At 59.2% G+C, this 17,152-nt stretch carries 14 protein-coding genes; 9 read left to right on the top strand and 5 right to left on the bottom strand.

Annotated elements, in window-relative coordinates; genetic code table 11:
- Window positions 1-4 precede the first annotated feature (4 nt).
- On the top strand, window positions 5-1,672 hold the full coding sequence (locus tag P8A25_RS07415; protein ID WP_102727510.1) for a GTPase family protein: 1,668 nt from the start codon (window positions 5-7) through the stop codon (window positions 1,670-1,672).
- 73 nt (window positions 1,673-1,745) lie between these two features.
- On the opposite strand, the gene P8A25_RS07420 is transcribed toward P8A25_RS07415, so the two are convergent.
- Genes P8A25_RS07420 through P8A25_RS07430 form a run of 3 tightly spaced genes read right to left on the bottom strand, consistent with a single transcriptional unit; the run spans window position 1,746 to window position 4,532 of the window.
- Window positions 1,746-2,306, bottom strand: a complete 561-nt coding sequence (locus P8A25_RS07420; protein WP_215443019.1) for a 5-formyltetrahydrofolate cyclo-ligase — start codon at window positions 2,304-2,306, stop codon at window positions 1,746-1,748.
- Window positions 2,303-3,181, bottom strand: a complete 879-nt coding sequence (locus tag P8A25_RS07425) for an ABC transporter ATP-binding protein (RefSeq protein WP_215443021.1) — start codon at window positions 3,179-3,181, stop codon at window positions 2,303-2,305. Before P8A25_RS07425 ends, P8A25_RS07420 begins: the two co-directional genes overlap by 4 nt.
- A gap of 10 nt (window positions 3,182-3,191) precedes the next feature.
- Window positions 3,192-4,532, bottom strand: coding sequence for a dipeptidase (locus tag P8A25_RS07430; protein WP_404838618.1), 1,341 nt, complete (start codon window positions 4,530-4,532; stop codon window positions 3,192-3,194).
- A gap of 156 nt (window positions 4,533-4,688) precedes the next feature.
- Between P8A25_RS07430 and hprK the strand changes: the two genes are divergently transcribed.
- From hprK to P8A25_RS07465, 7 genes are all read left to right on the top strand, one after another.
- Entirely contained in the window at window positions 4,689-5,657 is a 969-nt protein-coding gene (gene hprK / locus P8A25_RS07435; protein ID WP_022398068.1) for an HPr(Ser) kinase/phosphatase, read from the top strand.
- A 78-nt stretch (window positions 5,658-5,735) separates the two neighbouring features.
- A complete protein-coding gene (locus P8A25_RS07440; protein WP_022197994.1) occupies window positions 5,736-6,002 on the top strand; it encodes an HPr family phosphocarrier protein in 267 nt (88 codons plus the stop codon).
- A 46-nt stretch (window positions 6,003-6,048) separates the two neighbouring features.
- Window positions 6,049-7,827 carry a phosphoenolpyruvate--protein phosphotransferase gene (gene ptsP, locus P8A25_RS07445; RefSeq protein ID WP_022398069.1) on the top strand — a complete coding sequence of 593 codons (1,779 nt, stop codon included), beginning with the start codon at window positions 6,049-6,051 and terminating at the stop codon, window positions 7,825-7,827.
- A gap of 127 nt (window positions 7,828-7,954) precedes the next feature.
- Complete coding sequence (locus P8A25_RS07450) at window positions 7,955-9,643, top strand: sulfatase (protein WP_215443023.1); 1,689 nt, start codon at window positions 7,955-7,957, stop codon at window positions 9,641-9,643.
- A gap of 115 nt (window positions 9,644-9,758) precedes the next feature.
- Window positions 9,759-10,676: an ornithine carbamoyltransferase gene (argF, locus tag P8A25_RS07455; protein ID WP_215443025.1), complete on the top strand. Its 918-nt coding sequence runs from the start codon at window positions 9,759-9,761 to the stop codon at window positions 10,674-10,676.
- Window positions 10,677-10,702: 26 nt separating this feature from the next.
- Window positions 10,703-11,122, top strand: a complete 420-nt coding sequence (locus tag P8A25_RS07460; RefSeq protein WP_022398072.1) for a SufE family protein — start codon at window positions 10,703-10,705, stop codon at window positions 11,120-11,122.
- A gap of 13 nt (window positions 11,123-11,135) precedes the next feature.
- Window positions 11,136-11,516 carry a PEGA domain-containing protein gene (locus tag P8A25_RS07465; protein ID WP_022398073.1) on the top strand — a complete coding sequence of 127 codons (381 nt, stop codon included), beginning with the start codon at window positions 11,136-11,138 and terminating at the stop codon, window positions 11,514-11,516.
- 129 nt (window positions 11,517-11,645) lie between these two features.
- Here the strand turns inward: P8A25_RS07465 and P8A25_RS07470 are convergent, their stop codons facing one another.
- Window positions 11,646-13,685: an alpha amylase C-terminal domain-containing protein gene (locus P8A25_RS07470; RefSeq protein ID WP_215443027.1), complete on the bottom strand. Its 2,040-nt coding sequence runs from the start codon at window positions 13,683-13,685 to the stop codon at window positions 11,646-11,648.
- Window positions 13,686-13,844: 159 nt separating this feature from the next.
- Window positions 13,845-14,816 carry a LicD family protein gene (locus P8A25_RS07475; protein WP_286011374.1) on the bottom strand — a complete coding sequence of 324 codons (972 nt, stop codon included), beginning with the start codon at window positions 14,814-14,816 and terminating at the stop codon, window positions 13,845-13,847.
- Window positions 14,817-15,308: 492 nt separating this feature from the next.
- Here P8A25_RS07475 and P8A25_RS07480 point away from each other — a divergent pair, with 492 nt between their 5' ends.
- Window positions 15,309-17,144, top strand: a complete 1,836-nt coding sequence (locus P8A25_RS07480) for an aminotransferase class I/II-fold pyridoxal phosphate-dependent enzyme (protein WP_215443036.1) — start codon at window positions 15,309-15,311, stop codon at window positions 17,142-17,144.
- The last annotated feature ends 8 nt before the right edge of the window (window positions 17,145-17,152 follow it).

The following is a 17,152-nucleotide window of genomic DNA, read 5'->3' on the forward strand; positions in this document are numbered from 1 at the left end:
CCCCATGCTGACAGGAGGAAAAAACGTGATTCCGCATGCGGTGCGGGACGTAGCGGATGCCGCCGCGGCATTTTCCGCCCGCATTGGCCCGGACCGTCATTTTGACTCCCAGGAAAACGTGGAGGAAGCCCTGGCGGAATGCTGCTCTCCGCAGAACGTCACCGTGATCGGCATGACGGGTTCCGGTAAGTCTTCCACGCTGGATGCCCTGGCCGGAGAACGGTTCTGTTCCCGCGTTTCCAGCGAAGCCACACTGGTCCGCTGGCAGTACACGCCCCACCCCGCGCCCCACACCCATGAATGGGTGCTGGACCTTTTTTACCCGTCGGACGCCCTGCTGAACCTTGAGTTCTGGGACACCATCGGCCTGGAACAGGAGGACGCCCCCCGGAAGCTGAAGCACATCGTCCCCAAATCGGACGCCATTCTTGTGGTCATTTCCGCCAGGGACGGCAACCAGCTCCCTTTATGGGACTACCTCCGGACACTGGAGGAACGGCTTCATTCCCGCATGGTGCTCGTCATCACCCACGCGGAGCTGCTATCCTTTGACCAGCTCCAGTCCCTGAAAGAGGAATTGCGCTCCACCTCCCGCGAACGCCTGGGCGTGCAGCTTCCCCTGTACCCCGTCACGACCGCCGGGGAGCAGGCTGGGGAAGGCGTGGAAGCGCTGAGAACATGCGTGCAGGAGGTGCTGAAACGCAGCCCGCTGACGGACAAGCGCGTGGAACGCCTGCTGCTGGCTACGGACCGCCTGCTGGAAGAACAGGGAAAGGTGCTCAATGAACTGCACCGCCTTTCCAAGATGGATTCCGGCTTCCTGACTTCCATTGACCGGGAGATAGACCGCATCCAGCTCCAGATGGAGGATGAAATGCCCGCACGGCTCAAGGCATACGCCCAGTACGTGCAGGACTGCGTGCCGCGGCTGGGGAAAAAATCGGCCCGGCAGATGGGGCGCTTCCTTTCCATCCGGCGCACGATGATCCTGCACAAGCTTCCTCCCGTCATTGACGAATGGTTTTATGAGCTGGTCAAGTCCGGCATTGAGGAACGGCACGCATATTACAACAAGGAATTCCTGAACATCTGCCAGACGCACTGGAACCATGTGCGCCCCCGCGTGAAGGAACAGTGGGACTGCGACATAGGCGATTTTCCCGCCGCGCGGCTCCAGGCGGACCTGGAGGTGTACAAGGAGCGCCTGGGCCGTTCCATTTACATGCCCCTGAAGGATTTCGGCATCAAGCCGTGCCTCAGCAAGCTGTTTCTGGACCAGGAGGACGTGATGAGAACGGAAATCAAGCTGATGCTCATCCTGGTGATTCTGGGAGCCCTGCTGGGGTGCTTCGGAGAACATGCGGCGGGGTTTGCCTGCGTAGCCGCGGCCCTGGCCGTCTGGGTGGGCGGCAACCTGGGGCTGGCCTGGATGCAGTTCCGGCTGTCGCGCCAGATTGTAGCCGCGGCGGCGGAAATGCACATTGCCGTAGAATGCGGCCTGCGGACGCCCCTGTATGAAGCCATGGTCAGCGGCCTTTCCGATTACCGCAAACTGTACGCGGACATCCGCGGCCAGGTGGCCGGCGGCGTGGAACATCTCCAGCCCCTGCTGAATGCCCGCTACGACCTGTTCTATAAACTGACCGTGCAGAAACACCGGTTCCGCATCTAGCCCCTTTCCTTTTCGTCCGGAGACGCGGCTTCCTGTTCCCTACCGCAGAAACGCACCCGCTTTCCATCAAGCATCACTCCGCGTCCGGCGTAATCACCATGTCCACATGCCTGTCATGGGCTTCCATGGGCACGTCGTCCAGAAGCTGGCAGGGGAAGCAGACTCCCGCCAGGGAAACTCCCGCAGCCGGACCGGCCAGCAGGGTATCATAAAATCCGCCGCCGTACCCCAGCCGCTTGCCGTCCCGCGTAAACGCGGCTCCCGGCAGAACAATCAAATCCATTTCTCCCGCATGCAGTTCCGGACAACCCGGGCCGGGTTCGCGAATGTCCCAGCAGCCCGTCACAAACTCCCCGTGATGGCATACTCGGTGGAAGCTCAGCGTCCTTCCCTCATGCACCAGCGGGAAGTACCATTCCCGGTCCTGCAGCATGTCCAGCAGAGGCAGCAAATCCACTTCCCCCGGCCTGGCGGCAAAAACAGCCACGCGCCGGAAATTCTTTTCCCGTACCAGCGCCGCCACACGGCAGCAGATGGAACGGGACATGGCTTCCCGGGAGGCGGCGTCCAATCCGCCTATCCTTTCACGTATCATGCGGCGCACTTCCCGCTTGGAAGCCGCAGGACCGCTCACGGTTCCGGATTGGGGTGCTTTTCCTTCCATTCCAACAGGCTCTTTAAAAATACGCTTTCCAATGAGTTGCGCGGGTGTCCGTCTTCCAGCCATGCGGCGCGGCCGTCTTCCCGCACCAGCTCCTTCAACTGTTCCAGCAGCTCCGGGGAGGCATGCTCCAGCAGGATTTCCTGCTTGTCGGAATCCCGTGTCAGCTCGTTCACGGAACCCTCCGCAATGAGCAGCCCTTTAAAGATGACGCCCACCCGGTCGCAAACCTCCTGAACCTGTTCCAGCAGGTGGGAGCACAGGAAAACGGTTAGGCCGCGCGTCTTCAGGTTCTCAATAATGTTCCGGATGTCGCGGGAACCGAGGGGGTCTACGCCGGCGGTCGGTTCGTCCAGCACCAGCAGGCGGGGGGACTGAACCAGAGCCTGAGCCATGCCGACGCGCTGGAGCATTCCCTTGGAATAACCGCCCAGCCGCCTGTCCGCCGCGTCGGCCAGCCCCACCAGGTCCAGCAGTTCACGGACTTTCTCTTTCAGGGATTTGCCGCTCAGGCCGCACAGCTTGCCGTAAAAGGAGACGGTTTCCGCCCCCGTCAGGAATTTGTAGAAGTAGGGGTTTTCCGGCAGGAAGCCCACCTCCTCCTTGCTGTCCGGGGACAGGCTGGATTTGCCGAAGATGGCGCACGAACCCTCCGTGGGCCTCACCAGCCCCAGCAGGGCCTTCATCAGGGTGGACTTGCCGGAGCCGTTCGGGCCAATGAGGCCGTATACCTCTCCCTGCCGGATGCTCATGTCTATCCCCCGCACGGCATGCACCACGGGCTTGCCAAGACCTGTCTTGAAGGTCTTGTGCAGGTTGACGATTTCAGCGGCGGCAGGCTGGTCCATAAGAACTCGGTCAATGCTTGATCTGCCCCAGGCGGCGCAGAAGAATCTGGCTCATGTCGATTCCCTTGGAGAACAGGTCCACCGGGAAGTTTTCATTGGGGGAGTGGATGCGCGCATCCGGCAGGCACATGCCCAGCATCAGGGCGTCCGCTCCCAGCACGCGCTTCATTTCCTCAATGATCGGGATGCTGCCGCCCTCCCTCACCAGCACGGGCTTGCGGCCAAAGGCCTCTTCCAGCGCCTGCTGGGCAGCCAGGCCGAACTCGGAATTCGGGTCGCACACGTAGGCGTTTCCGCCGTGGCCCCGCTTGAATCCCACCGTGACGCCCCTGGGGGCATGGCTCTTCACATGTTCTTCCAGCAGCGTTTCAATCTTTTCCGGCTGCTGGCCGGGAACCAGGCGGCAGGAAATCTTGGCAAAGGCATGGCTGGGAATGATCGTCTTGCTTCCCTCTCCCTGGTAGCCGCCTCCGATGCCGTTGATTTCCAGCGTAGGACGGGCGAAAATGCATTCCGCCCCGGTGAAGCCCGATTCCGTCACCACGGTTTCCACGCCCGTCAGCTTCGCCAGCTCTTCATTGCTCATGCCGGGCACGGTGGCCCACATGCTGCGCTCCCACGTGGCGATGGGTTCCACGCCATCGTAAAAACCTCTCACGGCCACGCGGCCGTCCTCGTCATGGAAGGAAGTGATTATTTCCGCCAGGGCCGCAATGGGGTTGGCTACCGCGCCGCCGAACACGCCGGAATGAAGGTCCGCGGAAGGGCCCTTCACGATAATTTCCGCCCCGGCCAGGCCGCGCAGGCCATAGGAAAACGTCGGTGTGTCCGGAGCGGCCATCCCGGTATCGGAAACCACAATCACGTCGCAGGCCAGTTCGTCCCTGTGGTCCTTGATGAATTGGGAAAGACTGCCGCTGCCCACTTCCTCCTCCCCTTCCAGCAGGAAGATCACGTTCACCGGAAGGTGGCCGCCGTTCTGGCGGAGCAATTCCTCCACGCCCAGAATATGGGCGAACAACTGCCCCTTGTTATCCGTGGCGCCGCGGGCGTAAATCTTCCCGTCCCGCACTTCCGGTTCAAACGGGTCGGACTCCCACAGCTCAACCGGGTCCACGGGCTGCACATCATAATGGCCGTAAATCAGCACGGTTGGCTTGCCTTCCTCCCGCGGGCTGCGGGCCATCACAATGGGATGGAGGCGCGTCTTGTGGGCCGCGGCTTCCAGCCCCATGCCGGACAGCTTGTCCACCAGCCAGTCCGCGCAGTCGCTCACGTCCTGGGCGTGCTCCTTCTGGGCGGAAATGCTGGGGAATCTCAACAAGGTTGCCAATTGATCCAGTCTGTTCATGGCACCATCAGACCACGCCTGAGGCTTCAAATCAACCGGTAAAGTGTGGCATTCCGCGCCGGAACGGGCCTTTTTTCAAAAAAATGAGGCTTGCCCGCGGGTCTGGGAACAATATTTGATTGCCCTCGCGCGAGATTTGTTCCTTTATATAGGATTATGTTCAGCAAATCCAAAGTGAAGAAAGTGGATTTCGTCACCCTGTCCAAATTTTACGGCAAATACAAGGAAGCCCTCCAACTGGAGCTCATCAACAGCCCCGCCGGCCTCAGCCGCCACATTTGCGAACCCGCCCTCAACCGCCCCGGGCTGGCGATCGCCGGCTTTTACTCCTACTTTGCCAACAAGCGCATCCAGGTCTTCGGCTCCGCGGAGCTGGCCTACCTTCAAAAACTGCCGGAGGGCATGCGCAAATCCCGCATCCAGCGCATGTTCCGGTGCGAGGTGCCGGGCATCGTCTTCTCCCGTGACCAGGACCCGCCCCAGGAAATCGTGGAGCTGGCGGATGAGGCCGGCGTCTGCGTCTTCCGCACGAGCCTGGTGACCATGAAATTCGTCAACTCCGCCACCATCATTCTGGAAAACGAATTCGCGGAAAGCCTCACCCTGCACGGCTGCATGGTGGACGTGCGCGGCGTGGGCGTCCTCATCCGCGGCAAGAGCGGCGTGGGCAAGAGTGAAACGGCCCTGGGCCTGATTGAACGCGGGGCGGCCCTGGTGGCGGACGACATGGTGTACGTGCGCAACGTGGGCGGAGAACTGGTGGCCAGCGCGCCGGAGATGAGCCGCGGCTTCATGGAAGTGCGCGGGCTGGGCATCGTCAACATCACCACCCTCTTCGGCCTCAAATCCATCCGCCACAACAAGCGGCTGGACCTCATCGTCACCCTCATTCCCGCCAAGGACCAGGAAGCGCTGGACAGGCTGGGGCTGGAAAGGGAGGGCCTGGACGTTCTCGGGGAAAAAGTGCTCCATGTGCAGCTCTCCGTAGCCCCCGGCAGGGACATCGCCCGCCTGGTGGAAGTGGCCGCCATGGACTACCATCTCAAGGACATGGGCATCGACATGGCCGGGGAGTTCAACCGCCGCCTCATGTCAAACTTCCAGCCGCCTGAAAACCAGGACTGACAAAAAACTCTTGGAAAAAAACTTCAATTAGTGTACTTACCGTTCTAGCAACCGTTATCACCCCTTACTTCAAATTCCATGGTTACCAAGGAACTCACCATCATCAACAAACTCGGCATTCACGCGCGTCCGGCTGCTCAATTCGTCAAACTGGCCAGTAAATTTGATGCAGACATTGTCGTGGAGAAGGATGGCGAGGAAGTTGATGGAAAGAGTATTCTGGGCTTGATGATGCTGGCGGTAGGCCACGGCTCCAAGATCACCATCACGGCGGAAGGAAAGGATGAGCAGGAAGCGTTGAACGCGCTGGAAGACCTGATTTCCCGCAAGTTTGAAGAAGATTGAACACTCCGGCTCACGGCCATATGAGACCGGGCCATCAAGCCCGCAGATGATTCAGGAACCCATTTCCACGGAAGAAACCTGGCTTCAGGGCATTCCCGTTTCCCCCGGCATCGCCCTGGGCAAGATCAAAATTCAGATCAGCGGTTCCAAGGAACCCGTGGCGTATGAAATTTCCCCGGAGGAGGTGGATGCCGAATTGGTGCGCTTCCACCAGGCGCTGCAAACCACCGCGGATCAGATCCGGACGCTGCGTGAGCGCATGATCCAGATATCCGGGGAAAAGGACGCCTCCATCTTTGACGCCCACATCCTTCTTCTTCAGGACAAGGTCATCCTCCAGCAGGTTCAGACGGAGCTGCTCAAGCGCCTCCAGAACGTGGAGCACATCTTTTATGTGGTCATGCAGAACTACATGGAAGTCCTGCGCCGCGTGGACGATCCCTACCTGCGCGCCAAGACCGCGGACATGGAGGACGTCATGCAGCGGGTCATCAACAACCTCCGCAGCACGGAACCCCTGGAAGACGAGGAAGAAGCGGAGGAAGCCCAGGTGCTGGTGGCCTATGACCTGACCCCTTCCGACACGGCGGCCATGGACGCCAGCCTGATTCACGGCTTTGCCACGGAAATAGGCTCCTCCGTTTCCCACACCGCCATCCTCGCCCGCTCCATGGGCATTCCCGCCGTGGTGGGGCTGGACCAGGCCCTCCTGCGGGTGGAAAGCCACGCCCCCGCCATCCTGGACGGCTACAAGGGAGTGCTCATCCTGAAGCCCACGCAGGAGACGGTGGAGTACTACAACCGCCTCCAGGTGGAAAAGGAAAAGGCCTACAAGGCGCTGGAAGCGCTGCGGGACCTGCCTACCATCACCAGGGACGGCCGCAACATCCGCCTTTCCGTCAACGTGGAATTCCCCCATGAATACTCCGGCATCAAGGAGGTGGGGGCGGAAGGCGTGGGACTCTTCCGCACGGAATTCTTCCTGCTGGGCAATCCAGCCGGCATGCCGGACGAGGAGGAACAGACACGCTACTACAAGAAGCTGGCGGAAGGCTGCGCGCCCCACGGCGTCATCTTCCGCACGCTGGACTCCGGCGGCGACAAGCTGCCGTGCGAACGGCTCTGCACGCCGGAACCTAATCCCTTCCTGGGCTGGCGCGGCATCCGCGTCTCCCTCAGCCGTCCGGAGCTCTTCAAGCAGCAGCTCCGCGCCATTCTCCGCGCCTGCGCGGACACGCCCGGCTGCGGCATCATGTTCCCGATGATCTCCGGCTATACGGAGGTGGTCACCGCCAAGCACATCCTTCAGGAATGCCGGGAGGAACTGGAAAAGAAAAACGTTCCCTACGCGCGGGACCTGAAGGTGGGCATCATGATTGAAGTGCCCAGCGCCGCCATCATGACGGACGTGCTCGCCCGGGAGGTGGACTTCTTCTCCGTAGGCACGAACGACCTCACGCAGTACACCATCGCCGTGGACAGGGTCAACAACCGCGTCGCCAACATGTTCCGCCCCACGCACCCCGCCGTGGTGCGCATCATCGGCATGACGATCACTGCCGGAGAACGGGAAAACGTCCCCACGGCCATCTGCGGGGAAATGGCGGGGGACATTACCCTGCTTCCCCTGCTGATCGGGCTGGGCGCCACCTCCATGTCCGTGGGCGTGCATCTGGTCCCCATCATCCGGTACGCCATCCGCAACCTGGACTACGGCCAGTGCCGGGACATGGCGCAGAAGGCGCTTCAGGCGCCCAACAGCAGGACCATCGTGGACCTGAGCACGGCTCTGGCACGGAAATCCTATCCGGCCCTGTTTGAATAAGGCCTTCCCTTCCGGCGCATGCCGTACCGGAAAAAACGGCTCTTATCCCCGGCAAACTGCCGCGGGAACACGAATCCTTGACAGAATAGCCCGTTTCATGCGTTATATGAGTACTGGTCTTTTTATCATGAAAACTTTCCGCATTGCATTTTCTCTCATCCCGTTCCTGCTGGGAAGCGCCCTGCCCGCTTCCGCAGCACCCTCAAACACGCCCCGCGCGGCAGCCCAGAAACGCCCCAACATCATCCTTTTCCTGGTGGACGACATGGGCTGGCAGGATACATCCCTGCCCTTCTGGAGGGAAGCGGACGGCACGCCCAAGCCCACCTTCCTGAACAAGCGCTACCGCACGCCCAACATGGAGGCCCTGGGCAAGCAGGGCATGGTCTTCACGAACGCCTATGCGCAGCCCATCTGTTCCCCCAGCCGGTGCAGCCTCATCTCCGGCATGAACTCCGCCCGGCACCGCGTCACCAACTGGACGCTCCTGCGGGACCAGACCACGGATGCCGGCCACAAGGCGCTCAAAGCTCCTGCGGACTGGAGCATCAACGGCGTGCAGCCACTGGGCACCAAATCTTCCGGCACCACCCTTCTCCCCCTGACGGAAGAGAAAATCCAGTACAAGATGGAAAAGCCCTTTACCCCGGTGCTGGGGCTGCCCGCCCTGCTCAAAAAACAGGGCTATACCACCATCCACTGCGGGAAGGCCCACTTTGGCTCCAAAAATACCCCGGGGGCCAATCCCAAACTCTTCGGCTTTGACTACAACATCGCCGGCACGGAAATCGGCGGCCCGGCGGACTACCGGGGCTCCCAGAAATACGGCACGGGGAACTTCCACGTCCGCGGCCTGGATGAGAACAACTATTATGAAAACGACGTCTTCCTGACAGAGGCCCTGACGCAGGAGGTGCTGAAACGCCTGGACGCCATCAGGAACAACCCCAAGGAGGCGGACAAGCCCTTCTACCTGTACATGTCCCATTACGCCATCCACGCCCCCTTCGACATGCGCGGCTATGACAAGCGGTTTGCGGAAGACTACTCCAACCCCAACGACGGCCACAACTGGTCCGACAACGAAAAACGCTACTCCGCCCTGATCCAGGGGATGGACAAGAGCCTGGGCGACATCCGGCAGTACCTGGAAAAGAACAATCTGGATAAAAACACCGTCATCATCTTCATGGCGGACAACGGCGGCCTCGCCATCAGCGGGCGCATGGGCAACAAGGAATCCAACTACCCGCTGAGCTTCGGCAAGGGCTCCAACCGGGAAGGCGGCATCCGGGAGCCGATGATCGTTTACTGGCCCGGAGTCACCAAGCCGGAAAGCGTCTGCACCACTCCCGTCATCATTGAAGACTTCTTCCCGACCATTCTGGAAATGGCGGGAGCCAAAAAAATCCAGGCTCCGCAGGTCGTGGATGGCAAAAGCTTCGTCACCCTGCTGAAGGGCGGCAAAATGAACCCCAACCGCCCTCTGCTCTTCCATACGCCCAACGTCTGGGGGGAGGGGAACGGCAACAACTCGCTTTACTCCCCCAGCACGGCCATGCGCCAGGGGGACTGGAAGCTGATTTACTGGCACCCCACCCAGAAGTTTGAACTCTTCAACATCAAGGAAGACATCAGCGAGGAGCACAACCTGGCGGAACGGCATCCGGACCGCGTGAAAGCCATGGCAAAAACCATGACCGCCCTGCTCAAGGACCGCAAGGCCCAGATGCCCACCTACAAGAAAGACAACCCCGCCGGAGCCCGGGAAGGCTCCCCCGTGCCGTGGCCGGACCAGGCGGCGGCCAGGCTGTAAAGGCATCTCCACCCCTCCCCGGAAAGCCGCATTATTCCCTTTTCTTTTAAGGAAACAGGGAGTATGGTGCGGCTTTCCTGTTTTTATTCCCTTTCTCCATTCTCTTTACAATATCATGAAAAACCTTCTTTCCATCGAACAGCTTACCGGAGACGAAATCAAGGACCTGCTCGCGCTGGGCCACAAGCTCAAGGCGGAACGCGGCCATCACGAACGCCTGCCCCTGAAAGGCCAGACCTGGGCGCTTATTTTCTCCAAATCCTCCACCCGCACCCGCGTTTCCTTTGAAGTGGGCATCAGCGAACTGGGCGGACGCCCCATGTTCCTTTCCGTCCATGACATCCAGCTCGGGCGCGGAGAACCCATCAAGGACACGGCCCGCGTGCTGGGCCGCATGATCCACGGGGCCGCCATCCGGACTTACGGCCAGCAGGAAGTGGAGGAATTCGCCGGCTTCTCCGGCATTCCCACCATCAATGCCCTGACGGACGAGGAACACCCCTGCCAGATCCTGGCGGACCTGCTCACCATTGAGGAAATCTACGGCCCCGGCTCCTGGAAGGACATGAAGATCGCCTTCGTGGGGGACGGGGACAACAACATGTCCCGCTCCTGGATGTGGGCGGCCAAGAGGTTGGGCTTCACCCTCGCCATCGGCGCCCCGACCAACTACCTGCCCCTGGAGGACTTCCGCAGGCACCTGGACTGTGACAACGTCATCTTTACCACGGACCCCGTGGAAGCCGTGAAGGGGGCCTCCGTCATCAACACGGACGTCTGGCTCTCCATGGGCCAGGAAGCGGAAGGCCTGTCCAAGGAAAAACACTTCTACCCCTACCAGGTGAACAGGGAGCTGCTGGAACACGCCGCCCCCAACCACTCCGCCTTCCACTGCCTGCCCGCCTACCGCGGCAAGGAAATCACGGAAGACGTGCTGGAACACTTCGCCCCCGTCATCTTCCGTGAAGCGGAAAACAGGGTCCACGCCCAGAAAGCCGTTCTCGCCACGCTGGCGGACGCCAACCGGGCATAACCGGCCTTTCCCACCAAATCCGAGCCATGAACTACGAAGAACGCCTGCAAGACCTGCTGGATGAACTGGACCTGTTCCAGGACTGGACGGAACGCTACGAATACATCATCAGCCTGGGCAAGAAGCTTCCGAAGCTGGACGAAGCCCACAAGACGGAGGACTCCCTCATCAAGGGCTGCCAGTCCCGCGTGTGGCTGTACACGGAGCCGGACAAGGGCGTGCTGAAGCTCTACGCGGACAGCGACTCCCTCATCACCAAGGGCCTCATTGCCGTCTTCATCCGGCTGCTCTCCGGCCTCCCCCCGGAAGAAATCCTGAAAGCGGACATGTCCAAGCTGGACAGGACCGGCCTGAAGGACCATCTGGCGCCCACCAGGGCGAACGCCCTCAACTCCATGGCCGCCCAGATCAAGCAGGCCGCCATGAACATGGTGGAACACCATTAATTTTTCCGGTACGATGACCCACGGCCTTCTCCCGCATCTCTTCCTTCTCTCCGCAGCCTGCTGCGCGTGCCTCTCATGCAGCAGCTCTTCCAGGGACATCACTATCCGCAGCGTCCCTTCCGGGGCCAGCCTGCGCGTGAACGGAGACTATGCGGGGCAGGCACCCGTCACGCTCTCTCTGAACAGGCACAAGCCCGTGCACGTGGCGGCGGACAAGCCCGGCTTCCTTTCCACGGAAAAAACCTTTTATCCGGAGATGACCACGCAGGGGGCCATCCTGTGGGGCCGCAACAACGAAAAGTCAAAAGACTTCAAGACGGACACCCTGACCATTCGCCTGAAAAAGGCGGACTCCGGAGCGCCGCCCCTGAGGGAACTGCCCGCACAGTGGTAACGGCCTCCCGGCCATGCCTCTCCCCGGGCACGGCTCCATTCCTTCCCTGACGCGCACGGCACGTGCCGCGCGCCCCCTTTGGGTCCTCTCCGCGTCCGGCCTTGATACGCCGGTTTTTCGCGGTAATGGCTATCCTTCCTCCTGCCCCAGGTGCCGGACCATGACGGCGGAACCCACCCTTTTCAGGACCAGGGCCGTACGCGGCAGCAGGTACAGGGAAAGATTCCCGTCTTCATCCGTAAAATGCGGCATGGAATCGTCCTGCCTTCCAAAGCCGCCGAAGCGGGCGCCGTCCGTATCCAGCACGACCCTCCATTCCCCCTTCTGGGGAGCGGGCAGCACGTAATCCATGATCGCCCTGTCTCCGGACCAGTTGAACACAAACAGCAGGCCGCCGCGGTGGAACGCCATGACCTGGTTGTTTTCGTCAATATTCAGCGGGAACGGCGGCGGATTGTTCAGCAGCCGTGCGTCCAGGGCCAGGCGGACCATGGCCTGGTCAAAGGCATTCAGGAACTTGAACCTGAGGGACGGATTATCCACCAGGGACCACTGGCGGCGGCAGTGCTCGTAAGACCAGCCGTTGCCTTCACGCGGAAAATCAATCCATTCCGGATGCCCGAACTCGTTGCCCATGAAATTCAGCCAGCCTTCCCCCCCGGTAGCCAGCGTCACCAGGCGGATCATCTTGTGCAGCGCCATGCCGCGGTCAACAACAAGGCTCTGCTGGTCCACAGCCATCTTCCAGTACATCTCCGCATCCATCAGGCGGAACGCCAGGGTCTTGTCCCCCACCAGGGCCTGGTCATGGCTCTCGCAGTAAGCCACGTGCGGCTCGCCGTAACGCCTGTTGGTCAGCGTATGCCACATGTCGCCCATGCTCCATTCCTCGTCCTTCTTCTCCTTGAGCAGCTTGATCCAGTAATCGGGAATGCCCATGGCCAGCCGATGGGAAAAGCCCAGGCCCCCTTCATCCACCGGGCGGCACAGCCCCGGCATGCCGGACATGTCCTCCGCAATCGCGACGGCGCCCGGTCTTACCCGCTGGATCAGCGTGGAGGCCAGCTGCAAATAAGCCACGGCGTCCAGGTCCACGGACGGCCCGAAGTACGCGCCCAAATCCCCGAACGGCTCGTGGCCCCGGTGGAAATACAGCATGGACGTCACGCCGTCAAAGCGGAACCCGTCAAAGCGGAACTCCTCCAGCCACCAGCGGACATTGGACAGCAGGAACTCAATCACCTCGTCCCGCCCATAGTCAAAGCAGCAGGAATCCCAGTCCGGATGATGGCCGCGCTCCCCGGGCAGGAAATACATGCCTCCGGAACCGTCAAAATTATTCAGACCTTCCGCCTCATTCTTCACGGCATGGGAATGCACCACATCCAGCAGCACGGCGATGTTCAGGCCGTGCGCCTGGTCAATCAGGTACTTCAGATCCTCCGGCGTGCCGAAACGGGAGGAAGGAGCGAAAAAGGAGGAAACGTGATAGCCGAAGGAGCCATAATAGGGATGCTCCTGGACGGCCATCAACTGGACGGTATTGTAGCCCAGTTTGGAAATGCGGGGGAGAACTTCATCCGCAAACTCCCGGTACGTATGCACGCGCTGCTCTTCCCCGCCCATGCCCACATGCGCCTCGTAAACGAACGGCACCTCTATCCGGGAAGGGTCAAAGCCGTTGTTCCTCCATTCATAGGGGTGCTCCGGCATCCATATCTCCCCAGCAAAATCATAAGTGGCGGGGTCCTGCACGGCCCTGGTGATCCACGCGGGAATACGGTCCTTGCCCGTGCCGTCCGCGCCGATTACGTGCACCTTCACCTTCTGCCCGTGGGCCAGCGCGTCAGGCGGCAGCGTTATCTCCCACACGCCGCGCTCATTCCGCACCAGCGGGTGGCTCTCCCGGTCCCAGCCGTTGAAATCCCCCGCCAGGAACAGCCCGCGGGCGGCGGGCGCCCATTCCCGGTACGTCCACGCCCCCGTCTCCGGATCACGGTTAAAGCCGTAATAGCGGTACCCCTGCGCATACCCCTCCAGAGAGCCGGAACGCTGGCTGATCCTTTTCATTTTCAGGTCAAACAAACGCTGGCGGTCGCGTATCTGGCGGGAATACGGCTGGAGCCAGCCGTCCGCCATCACCAAACCGGGAATCGGGGGTCTTCTCATTATCCGATGATACTCCGCCCCAATCAGCAGGGTCAAGGAGAAAGACGTTCTTCCGGGCCTCCCCGCGCATGTCCTGCGCCCGCAGCGTCAGGAACACCTCCTTTCCGGAGAATACGGCGCGGCGGAACGCCGGAACCACGCACCTCCTCCCATGCGCCCCTAGTCACATTCCGGCAAACGCCCGGTATCCCGCATGTACAGCATCCTGAGCAGCACTTCCTTGGAAATCCGGTTCAGGTCAAAATGCACAGGCGGAGAATCAGGAAGGACACCCCAGTCTCCATATTGCCCGTATAAAACCATTTCAGGCACCCGGGGCCCGGGAAAAGTCTTTCCTTCAAACAGGACGCTGGACAGGGGAAACATCCATTCATGACGGAAGGAATGGCGGCACGGTCCGGCAAAGGGAATTTCAAAACCCAGGCAGACGTTTCCATCCTCCACAGGATCCTTCCCTTCCATCACCAACTCATCCCTGATCCTCATTTTATCCTCATAAGAACACAGCGTTTGGTAACGGCGCGACGTGTTAGCTTCATAATCAATCAGCTTAGAAGCCTTGTAATTACGCAGCAGCCATTCCCGCTCCTCCGGATCATCCGGAGACCAGGAGCCGGGAGCAACATCGTACGGGAAAATGTCCACATTGCACAAGGTGCCCGGCAGCCCAATCTGGATAAACGGCTCCAGGCTGACGGAAAAGCCGCGGGAACCAAACAACTCGGCAGCACCCGCTCTCAGTCGTTCATAGTCGCTTCGCAGCATGGAAATATCCAGATCATCATCCCAGGGAATAAACCCCTTATGCCTGACCGCCCCCAGAAGGGTCCCGAAATCCAGCCAGTACTGGTAACCGTTTTCTTCAAGAATACTGCCCACTTCCTTTAAAAAAAATGCCATGGCCTGCTGCACAACCCTCAGCACGCCGGACGCCGCCGGAACTTCCTCCGCCCGGACGGTGGACTTCACCAGCTTTCTCATCTGTGCATGCTCATTTTCCTTCCCCACCCTGAACCGGGCGCAGGGAATGCCGAACAACCTGATGGTACGCTTCTTTCTATCCGTGATTGAAGAAAGCACCGTCAGGCCGCAGCAGCGTACTTCCGTCACCCACAGATGTTTATTTTTCATTAGCTTTCCGGTTCTTCCGGCAGTGATGAACGAAGGCAATCTCATGGTGGGCAAATCTAGGCAGTGAATACGGGAAAATATCAATCTTTCCGTAAGCGAACAACGGGGGAGTCCTGAAACGGACCTTATCCACCGGATACCATAAGTCAATGAAAAACAATGCGGCTTTTTAATGAAAAACAACCATTTCCGTATATTAAAACCATTTTCTCCAAGATGCAGCTTTTGAAAAAAATCCTCAATTCTCTTTTCCCCAACTTCCATAGCATGCGGATTGATCATCCGTTAAACGGATCGCTATCTCCATTTGAAGTTAAATCAATGAAAAGCGGGAAAATAGGGAAGGAAAATGAATTACGTACTTTTCCTTTTTCACCAATGTACTTTCCATTAACATGTTTTTGCAGAAATTTTTACTTTGACGGCGGATGATCAATCCGTTAAACATTGTTCTTGGTTCTTTTTAAGTTCTGAAGACAAATTAGAGTATTTATGCAGGCAATCATTTTAGCGGCCGGAATGGGAAAAAGACTGGGGCATCTCACCCAGGACAACACCAAATGCATGATTCAAGTGAACGGGGTAACGCTGATTGAGCGAATGCTGAGGCAACTGGACAACCTTTCCCCTTCCCTGGAGAAAATCGTCGTCGTCACGGGATACAAGGGAGCAAAACTTAAATCCTTCATCTCTCTTCTGGACATTTCCACGCCCGTGGAATACGTGGACAATCCCCTTTATGCCGCCACCAATAACATTTATTCCCTTTACCTGGCCAAGGAGCACCTGCTTCAGGACGATACGCTGCTCTTTGAATCCGACCTGATTTTTGAAGACTCCGTCATTGACGCCCTGCTCCACCATCCCTACCCCAGCCTGGCCCTCGTCGCCAAATTTGAAAGCTGGATGGACGGCACTGTCGTCACGCTGGATGAAGACGACAACATCAAGCAATTCATTCCCGGCAGCAAATTCTCCTATAAGAAAAAAACGGAATACTTCAAGACCGTCAACATTTACAAATTCAACAGGGATTTCTCCCGTACCCACTACGTCCCCTTCCTCACCGCTTACAGCAAAGCCCTGGGCAACAACGAATATTACGAGCAGGTGCTGCGGGTCATCGCCCTGCTGGACAAACCGGAAATCAAGGCCCTGCGTCTCGGCAGCGAAGCATGGTATGAAATAGACGACATCCAGGATCTGGACATAGCGGCTTCCATGTTCACACCAGACCGGGAGGAACACCTGCGCCTGATGGAGTCCCGGTACGGCGGCTACTGGCGCTACCCAAGCATCAGGGATTTCTGCTACCTGGTCAATCCATACTTCCCCAACAAGCGCCTCATGTCCGAACTCAAGGCGAACTTTGAGCACCTGGTGCGGGAATACCCGTCCGGCATGAGGGTCAACAGCCTGCTGGCCGCAAAATACTTCGGCGTCAGCCAGGAATACATCTGCATCGGCAATGGCGCGGCGGAACTCATCAAGGCGCTCATGTCCCGCATGGAAGGGAAAATGGGCGTCGTCTACCCCACCTTTGAGGAATATCCCAACCGGGCGGCCCCGGATATGGTGGTGCCCTTCCATCCCGCTTCCTGGAATTTCAGCTACACGGCGGACGACCTGATGGAATTCTTTTCCGGCAAGGACATCAGCACCCTGCTCCTTGTCAATCCGGGCAATCCTTCCGGCTTCTTCCTCCCGAAGGCCGACGTGCTGCGCCTCTGCCTGTGGACGAAGGAGCGCGGCATTCGCCTGATCGTGGATGAATCCTTTGTGGATTTCTCTGAAGGCATGCCGGACAACACGTTGCTCCGGGACACCCTCCTTGAGGAGTACCCCCATTTGGCGGTGGTTAAAAGCATTTCAAAGTCCTACGGCGTTCCAGGCCTCCGCCTGGGGGTTCTGGCCTCTGCAGACAAAAAGCTGATTGCATGGATAAAAAAGGACGTTTCCATCTGGAACATTAATTCCATTGCCGAATTTTACATGCAGATCTTCGGGAAATATGAACAATCCTACGTGCGCGCATGCCGCCGGTTCATGGAGGAAAGAGACCGCTTCATGCAGGAACTCTCCCGCGTTCCCTTCCTGAACGTCCTCCCCTCCCAGGCCAACTACTTCATGTGCGAGGTAATGCCGCCCATGAAAGCCCGTACCCTCACGGGTCTCCTGTTGAAAAACCACTCCATCCTGATCAAGGATTGCAGCCGGAAAAAGGGCTTTGAGGGTAGGGAATTCATCCGCATCGCCGTCAGGAACAAGGCAGATAACGACGCCCTGGTACGCGCCATGCACGAGATATGTTCAATGCGTTCAAACTAGTCATTAAC

It is taken from the genome of Akkermansia sp. BCRC 18949, assembly GCF_045011645.1.
Taxonomy (GTDB): domain Bacteria; phylum Verrucomicrobiota; class Verrucomicrobiia; order Verrucomicrobiales; family Akkermansiaceae; genus Akkermansia; species Akkermansia massiliensis.

Coding starts and splice junctions, on each gene's coding strand:
- P8A25_RS07415 (WP_102727510.1), top strand. CDS start 5: ATGCTGACAGGAGGAAAAAACGTGATTCCGCATGCGGTGCGGGACGTA.
- P8A25_RS07425 (WP_215443021.1), bottom strand. CDS start 3,181: ATGGACCAGCCTGCCGCCGCTGAAATCGTCAACCTGCACAAGACCTTC.
- P8A25_RS07430 (WP_404838618.1), bottom strand. CDS start 4,532: ATGAACAGACTGGATCAATTGGCAACCTTGTTGAGATTCCCCAGCATT.
- hprK (WP_022398068.1), top strand. CDS start 4,689: ATGTTCAGCAAATCCAAAGTGAAGAAAGTGGATTTCGTCACCCTGTCC.
- P8A25_RS07440 (WP_022197994.1), top strand. CDS start 5,736: ATGGTTACCAAGGAACTCACCATCATCAACAAACTCGGCATTCACGCG.
- ptsP (WP_022398069.1), top strand. CDS start 6,049: ATGATTCAGGAACCCATTTCCACGGAAGAAACCTGGCTTCAGGGCATT.
- P8A25_RS07450 (WP_215443023.1), top strand. CDS start 7,955: ATGAAAACTTTCCGCATTGCATTTTCTCTCATCCCGTTCCTGCTGGGA.
- argF (WP_215443025.1), top strand. CDS start 9,759: ATGAAAAACCTTCTTTCCATCGAACAGCTTACCGGAGACGAAATCAAG.
- P8A25_RS07460 (WP_022398072.1), top strand. CDS start 10,703: ATGAACTACGAAGAACGCCTGCAAGACCTGCTGGATGAACTGGACCTG.
- P8A25_RS07465 (WP_022398073.1), top strand. CDS start 11,136: ATGACCCACGGCCTTCTCCCGCATCTCTTCCTTCTCTCCGCAGCCTGC.
- P8A25_RS07470 (WP_215443027.1), bottom strand. CDS start 13,685: ATGAGAAGACCCCCGATTCCCGGTTTGGTGATGGCGGACGGCTGGCTC.
- P8A25_RS07475 (WP_286011374.1), bottom strand. CDS start 14,816: ATGAAAAATAAACATCTGTGGGTGACGGAAGTACGCTGCTGCGGCCTG.
- P8A25_RS07480 (WP_215443036.1), top strand. CDS start 15,309: ATGCAGGCAATCATTTTAGCGGCCGGAATGGGAAAAAGACTGGGGCAT.